Annotated in this window: 6 protein-coding genes; 5 read left to right on the top strand and 1 reads right to left on the bottom strand. The window is 36.7% G+C overall.

Annotated features, from left to right (window positions below; translation table 11 throughout):
* Positions 1 to 20: 20 nt before the first annotated feature.
* Positions 21 to 1,241 carry a beta-ketoacyl-ACP synthase I gene (gene fabB, locus AAX18_RS03355; protein WP_005628954.1) on the bottom strand — a complete coding sequence of 407 codons (1,221 nt, stop codon included), beginning with the start codon at positions 1,239 to 1,241 and terminating at the stop codon, positions 21 to 23.
* Positions 1,242 to 1,389: 148 nt separating this feature from the next.
* On the opposite strand from fabB, the gene mnmC reads away from it, so the two are divergent.
* The 5 genes from mnmC to AAX18_RS03330 all read left to right on the top strand — a co-directional run bounded on the left by mnmC (position 1,390) and on the right by AAX18_RS03330 (position 6,799).
* Positions 1,390 to 3,402 carry a bifunctional tRNA (5-methylaminomethyl-2-thiouridine)(34)-methyltransferase MnmC2/FAD-dependent 5-carboxymethylaminomethyl-2-thiouridine(34) oxidoreductase MnmC1 gene (mnmC, locus tag AAX18_RS03350; RefSeq protein ID WP_046952950.1) on the top strand — a complete coding sequence of 671 codons (2,013 nt, stop codon included), beginning with the start codon at positions 1,390 to 1,392 and terminating at the stop codon, positions 3,400 to 3,402.
* A gap of 70 nt (positions 3,403 to 3,472) precedes the next feature.
* A complete protein-coding gene (locus tag AAX18_RS03345; RefSeq protein ID WP_046952949.1) occupies positions 3,473 to 4,417 on the top strand; it encodes a phosphotransferase in 945 nt (314 codons plus the stop codon).
* Positions 4,417 to 5,295, top strand: a complete 879-nt coding sequence (locus tag AAX18_RS03340) for a DMT family transporter (protein ID WP_046952948.1) — start codon at positions 4,417 to 4,419, stop codon at positions 5,293 to 5,295. The genes AAX18_RS03345 and AAX18_RS03340 overlap by 1 nt, the downstream gene beginning before the upstream one ends.
* Positions 5,292 to 5,993, top strand: a complete 702-nt coding sequence (locus AAX18_RS03335; RefSeq protein WP_046952947.1) for an NTP transferase domain-containing protein — start codon at positions 5,292 to 5,294, stop codon at positions 5,991 to 5,993. The genes AAX18_RS03340 and AAX18_RS03335 overlap by 4 nt, the downstream gene beginning before the upstream one ends.
* Positions 5,993 to 6,799: a LicD family protein gene (locus tag AAX18_RS03330; protein ID WP_046952946.1), complete on the top strand. Its 807-nt coding sequence runs from the start codon at positions 5,993 to 5,995 to the stop codon at positions 6,797 to 6,799. The genes AAX18_RS03335 and AAX18_RS03330 overlap by 1 nt, the downstream gene beginning before the upstream one ends.
* Position 6,800: the final 1 nt, after the last annotated feature.

Raw genomic sequence — 6,800 nt, 5'->3', positions numbered from 1 at the left:
GCTTTTTTTATAGAAGAGTTTTAACCGTTATAACGTTTAAAAATTAATGTCGCATTTGTACCACCAAAACCGAAGCTATTGGACATCACAGTTTGTAAGCCAGCATTTTCTTTTGTTTCAGTCACGATATTGCAACCTTCAGCTGCTTCGTCTAATGTTTCGATATTAATGCTTGGTGCAATGAAGTCATTGTGTAACATTAATAAGGTATAGATTGCTTCGTGTGCACCTGCTGCACCTAAAGAGTGACCGGTCATTGATTTGGTTGAAGAAATCGCAGGGATTTTGTCACCAAATACATTTTTGATTGCACCTAATTCTTTCACATCACCAACTGGTGTTGATGTACCGTGTACGTTGATGTAATCAATTGGAGTATCTACCGTTGCCATTGCTTGTTTCATACAACGCTCAGCACCTTCACCGCTTGGTGCTACCATGTCGTAACCATCAGAGGTTGCACCGTAGCCCACGATTTCTGCGTAGATTTTTGCACCACGTGCTAATGCGTGTTCTAATTCTTCAACCACTACAACAGCACCACCACCTGCGATAACAAAACCATCACGGTTTGCATCGTAAGCACGAGAAGCTTTTTCTGGGGTATCATTGTATTTAGTTGAAACCGCACCCATTGCATCGAATTCAGTTGCACATTCCCAAGATAATTCTTCTGCACCACCCGCAAAAACGACATCTTGTTTACCTAATTGGATTAATTCAACTGCGTGACCGATACAGTGTGCAGAGGTTGCACAAGCAGAGCTGATTGAGTAGTTCACACCACGGATTTTATAAGGGGTGGCTAAACAAGCGGAAACACTTGAAGCCATAGTTTTCGTTACTGCATAAGGTCCAATTGCTTTTACACCGCGAGGACCACGAGCCGCATCACACGCCACTAATTGATTATGTGCAGACCCCGTGCCAGCACCAATCACTAAACCAGTACGATCATTAGAAACCTGATCTTCTGTTAAACCTGCATCCTCAATCGCTTCACGCATAGAAAGATAAGCATAAGCCGCTGCATCACCCATAAAACGGAACACTTTACGATCAATGTGCTCGCTTGGGTTTAATTTGATTGTTCCGGCAACATGGCTACGCATATTCATCTCTACAAACTCAGGCACAACTTCAATACCTGATTTCCCTGCTTTTAATGAAGCCAATACTTCTTCTTTGTTGTTACCGATACTTGAAATAATCCCAAAGCCTGTAATTACAGCTCTTCTCATTGCTTCTTCCTTATTGTTTTATATGTAAAAATAACGGCTCAAAATTACTACGAAATAAAAATATTTCAAGCAATAATTCATTTGTTCGACCAGTTTAGAAAATCGCGTTATTATACGCAAATTTCATTAGGCAAGGAAGGAATAAAAAATGACCTTTAGCGTGCAACATGCTGAGATTCACTTCAATCAAAACCATATTCCCGTCTCCGATCAATTCGATGATGTCTATTTTTCTAACGAAAATGGATTGGCAGAAACAGATTATATTTTTCTACAAGGTAATCAACTTTGGGAACGTTGGATAAGCCACAACGAGGCTAATTTTGTCATCGCTGAAACAGGATTTGGTACAGGATTAAATTTCTTTGCGGTAACCAAATTGTTCCGTGAATTTCGCCAGCAACACGAGAATCATCCTTTAAAACGCCTTAATTTTATTTCCTTTGAAAAATATCCGCTAAAAATCACCGCACTTTCGCAATCGCATCTTGCCTATCCGCAGTTTGAAAATTTAAGCGCTCATTTGCAACGTTATTGGCCTTCATTGATTCTAGGTTGTCATCGTATTCATTTTGAAGAGACCACGTTAGATTTATGGCTGGGTGATGTATCAGAAAACTTGCCACAACTTGGCGATTATATGAATGAACGTATTGATGCTTGGTTTTTAGATGGCTTTGCGCCAAACAAAAATCCCGAAATGTGGAATGATGATCTATATAACTTGATGTTTCGTTTCACAAAACCCAATGGTTCTTTTGCCACCTTTACCGCAGCAAGCGCGGTCAGAAAAGGACTTGAATCCGCAGGCTTTAATGTGACAAAACGTAAAGGCTTCGGCAAAAAACGAGAATGTTTAAGTGGGCTAAAAATACAATCAAAATCTACCGCACTTTCTACACCTTGGTATCTTGCTCAGCCTACGAAAATGGAAAAACAAGATGTCGCTATTATCGGCGGTGGTATTGCATCTCTTTGTGCTACCATTTCCTTAGTAAAACGTGGGGCAAAAGTCACCATTTATTGTGAGGATGAAGCGCTCGCACTCAATGCCTCAGGCAATAAACAAGGGGCATTTTATCCGCAACTTAGTGATGATAATGCGCTCACCGTTGATTTTTATCTACACGCTTTCAGTTACGGTCGTCAATTACTTGATTGGGCAATCGCACAAAACATAGCGTTTGAGCACGAATTTTGTGGCGTGGCACTATGTGCTTACAACGAAAAAAGTGCGGTTAAATTAACAAAGATTTCTCAACTTGGTTTACCGAACGAAATCTTCCAAATGCTGAATGCTGAACAACTCAGTGAAAAAGTGGGATTACCGCTTAATTGCGAAGGCGGTTGGATTGAACAAGGGGCTTGGCTTGCACCAAGACAATTTGTTCAAAATGCCTTTTCATTTCTTGAAAAGCAGGGGGTCGTCATTAAAACCTCACAAAAAATTACCGCACTTTCTCAACAAGAAAAAGGTTGGGAACTAGAAAATACGCAAGGTCAAAAATACCGCCATGAAGTCGTCATTCTTGCGAACGGATATAAAATTACTGATTTTGTTCAAACAAAAAAGCTACCGCTCTACCCTATCCGCGGGCAAGTCAGCCAAATTCCAACATCAGAAAACTTACTCAAACTGAAATCTGTACTTTGTTATGATGGTTATCTCACCCCAGCCGATCAATTAAAAACCTCACATTGCATCGGCGCAAGCCATGTTCGTGATAACGTTGATCGCCATTTTAGCGAACAGGAACAACAAGAAAATCAACAAAAAATCCAACAAAATATCGCCCAACCTTGGACTCAAGATGTGGATACATCAGGCAATCTTGCTCGTATAGGCATCCGCTGCTCTGTAAGAGATCTTGCCCCAATGGTTGGAAACGTACCTAATTTTGAACAGCAACAAGCGAATTATTACAATTTATTCAACCTCCGCCGCCGCAAACAACCTATTCAAAGTGCGGCAAATTTTCAGAATCTTTTTTTAACGGCAGCCTTAGGTTCTCGCGGGCTGACCTCCGCCCCACTCTTAGGCGATACCTTAGCTTCAATCATTTATGACGAGCCATTACCAATAAGCGAGGCCATATTACATAACCTTTCAGCTAATCGAGCTTGGGTGAGAAAGTGGTTGAAAGGTTCAAAAGTTGAATAAATTGATAAGATTCAATATCTTACAAAAATAACTTTGAAGTATTAAAATTAAATAAAGCGTAAATATAAGAATGAATACAAAAATGCCATGCAATCAATCAATCAATCAATCAATCAATCAAATTATAGAATTTGTTAAAACTTGCTATAAACCAGAAAAACTGTTTGATTTTCTTAATCAACATTCCATTCCTTTTTCTTATATTGGGGGAATGACCAATCAAAATGTTCTACTTGATATTTCAGGGATGAAGTTTGTATTGCGGATCCCTAACGCTGTTAATTTATCACTTATTAATCGAGAATATGAGGCATTCAATAATGCACAGGCATATCGTGCTGGTTTAAATGTAGAAACTCCCGTATTGGATGCAAAAAGTGGGGTAAAACTGACTCGTTATTTAGACAATAGCAAGCCTTTAAGTCAAACGCAATTAAACGAACAAAGTTGTTTGTCTCTAGTTGCGAATAATTTATATCGTTTACACAACAGTGAATTTATTTTCCGCAATGTGTTTAGTGTATTTGATGAGTTTCGCCAGTATTTTTCATTGTTAGAAAACAAATCCGCTTTTTTTCAAGCAAATCCTAGAATGAATAAACTTTCAACTGTATTCTGGCAGTTTGAAAATATCAATAAAGGCTTAATTTTACGTCCATGTCATAATGATTTAGTCCCTGAAAATATGCTATTGCAAGACAACCAGTTATTTTTTATCGACTGGGAATATTCAGGCTTAAATGATCCGTTATTTGATATAGCGACGATCATTGAGGAAGGTAATTTATCAATAGAAGCTGCTGATTTTCTATTAGAAGTCTATTGCAATCATACAAATAAATACAATTCGACAGAACTTCAAACAGCCCATAACCGATTAAAAATTCATCGTTTTTGCCAAAATGTACTATGGTTTTTATGGACAAAAGTAAAAGAAGAACATGGTGAAGATTTTGGCGATTATGCAATAAAACGCTTGGATGCTGCATTTAAACTTTTAGAGGAATTACTGTGATGCACGGTTATCTATTTGGAATACTATCCGCTATATTTTGGGCATTATCTGGACTTCTGTATAACGAATTACCATTAAGTGGATTCTCTGCGCTGGGAAAAGTAATTTCATTACTCTTTTTAATTGATTTTTTTTCATTGCTTGCAATAGGCATAACATTGTGGCGAAGAGGAGCGGTTAATTTTCAAAAGATTTTTTGGTCCCCCGTATTATCGGGAGTATTCGGCGGGCCATTGGGGATGTCGGCATATTTATTAAGCATCCACTATTTAACAATATATTATGCAGCACCGCTTTCTTCTCTATTCCCAGTTTTAGCCGCACTGATGTCTTATTGGATTCTAAAAGAAAAAATTACCAAAACAGCCCAATTCGGGTTTGCTTTGGCTATTATTTCTTCTTCGTTGCTTGCTATTGAAGTAGGACAAGAAATAACCTTTAATACCATCGGTTTTATTTTTTTAATAATTTGTATATTAGGGTGGTCATCCGAAATAGTAATATCCTCCTATACAATGCGTTCTCTCTCTGGACTTCAAGTGTATTTTTTAAGACTATGTGGTTCAACTATTGGTTATTTATTGATTCTATTTATTCTTTCCTTGAAAGATTTCTCACTAGATATACTTAGTTTTAATTATGTACAAATTGCTGGTGTAATAATCTTTGGTGCATTATCTTACTACTGCTATTACCAAGCGATTTATATGTTAAAACCAATCAAAGCAATGGCATTAAATATCACATATTCTGTATGGGCAATTGGACTTGGTTATCTGCTCTATAAACAGCCAATTAAGCCCATTACCTTACTACTCACCTTATTATTAAGTGCAGGAGTGATCGTTACACTTTATTACAAAGGGGAACAAAAATGAATGCAATCATTTTAGCCGCAGGCCTAGGCAGCCGCTTTAAAGAAATCACACAAACCACTCATAAAGCTCTATTAGATATTCATGGAACACCTAACTTAGAACGGACACTCACTTTTCTACGTAAAGCAAATATCGACAATATTGTCATTGTTACAGGGTATTTACATGAACAATTCAATTATCTACAAGAAAAATATAGTTGCACTCTAATTCATAATGAAAAATATAGAGAATACAATAGTATTTATTCCTTCTCTCTAGCTCGAGACTTCTTTAATGATTGTTATGTGATTGATGCGGATGTTGTACTTAATCGAAATATTTTTCTAACTAAGCCATCACACAGCACATATTTCACGGTTATCCGTTCTAAAACGCATAATGAGTGGCTACCGATTTTAAATAGCAATGGGCAAGTAATACGTATTGATATTGGTTCACTGAATCAACCCAGTTTGTCAGGAATATCATTCTGGACTACACAGGATTGCAATACCATTCTAAATTTAATCAAAGATTACTTAAATGAAGTGCGGTTAAAAAATCCAAAACTTTATTGGGACACAATTCCAATGGAATATATAGAGAAATTGAATATCTATACGGAACAACTTAACAGTGATGATATATTTGAAATGGATAACCTTGATGATTATCGTCATATTTTACAAAAACTTACACCAAACAAGGAAAAATAATGAAAAAATTGACACTTAGAGAACAACAACTCGTTTGTCTAGACATCTTAGATTATTTCCACGCTCTGTGTGAACGATATAAAATTAGCTATTCTCTTGGTGGTGGAACATTAATCGGTGCAATACGCCACAAAGGTTTTATCCCTTGGGATGATGACATTGATGTTTATATGCACCGCGATGAATATCAAAGGTTCGTTGATGTTTGGTTTCAAGAAACTCACGAATACTACAATATTGAAACGGCAGAAGACATACTTGCTCAAAAGACTGGAGAAATGGCAAAAATCTTTGATTGTCGTACTCAAATAACCGAAATTGATGGAAAAAAAAGCGCAATGTTTATAGATATATTCATCTATGATGGGGTGCCAAATGATCCAAAGATCATCTGCTCTTTTATGAAAAAATATAGAAGAACTCATCGCCGTTTCTATTCTTGCAAGAAAAGATGGTTAAGAGAAAAAGAAAATACCTTATGGAAAGCAATACTTAATAAATTGAGCCATTTAATATTTTCCAAAATGCAAAAAAATCTAGAGCAATTTCAAATAACATATCCGATAAAACAATGCGATTATATTGGTCTTGTATTATCTGATTATGACGATTGCGGAGGATGGCAAAAATCTTATATGCCAAAGGAATATTTTAATCACGTTATTTATAAAGAATTTGAAGGACGACAATTTCAAGTAATGAATGGATATCACGAACACTTAACGCAATATTATGGAGAATATATGAAACTTCCACCAGAAGAAGAGCAAAAACCACATCATATTCAAGAAGCGTATATTTTATAAG

It is taken from the genome of Haemophilus haemolyticus, assembly GCF_001008205.1.
Taxonomy (GTDB): domain Bacteria; phylum Pseudomonadota; class Gammaproteobacteria; order Enterobacterales; family Pasteurellaceae; genus Haemophilus; species Haemophilus haemolyticus_Q.
The sequence above is the reverse complement of the archived record's forward strand: the minus strand, read 5'-3'. Positions and strand labels throughout refer to the sequence as shown.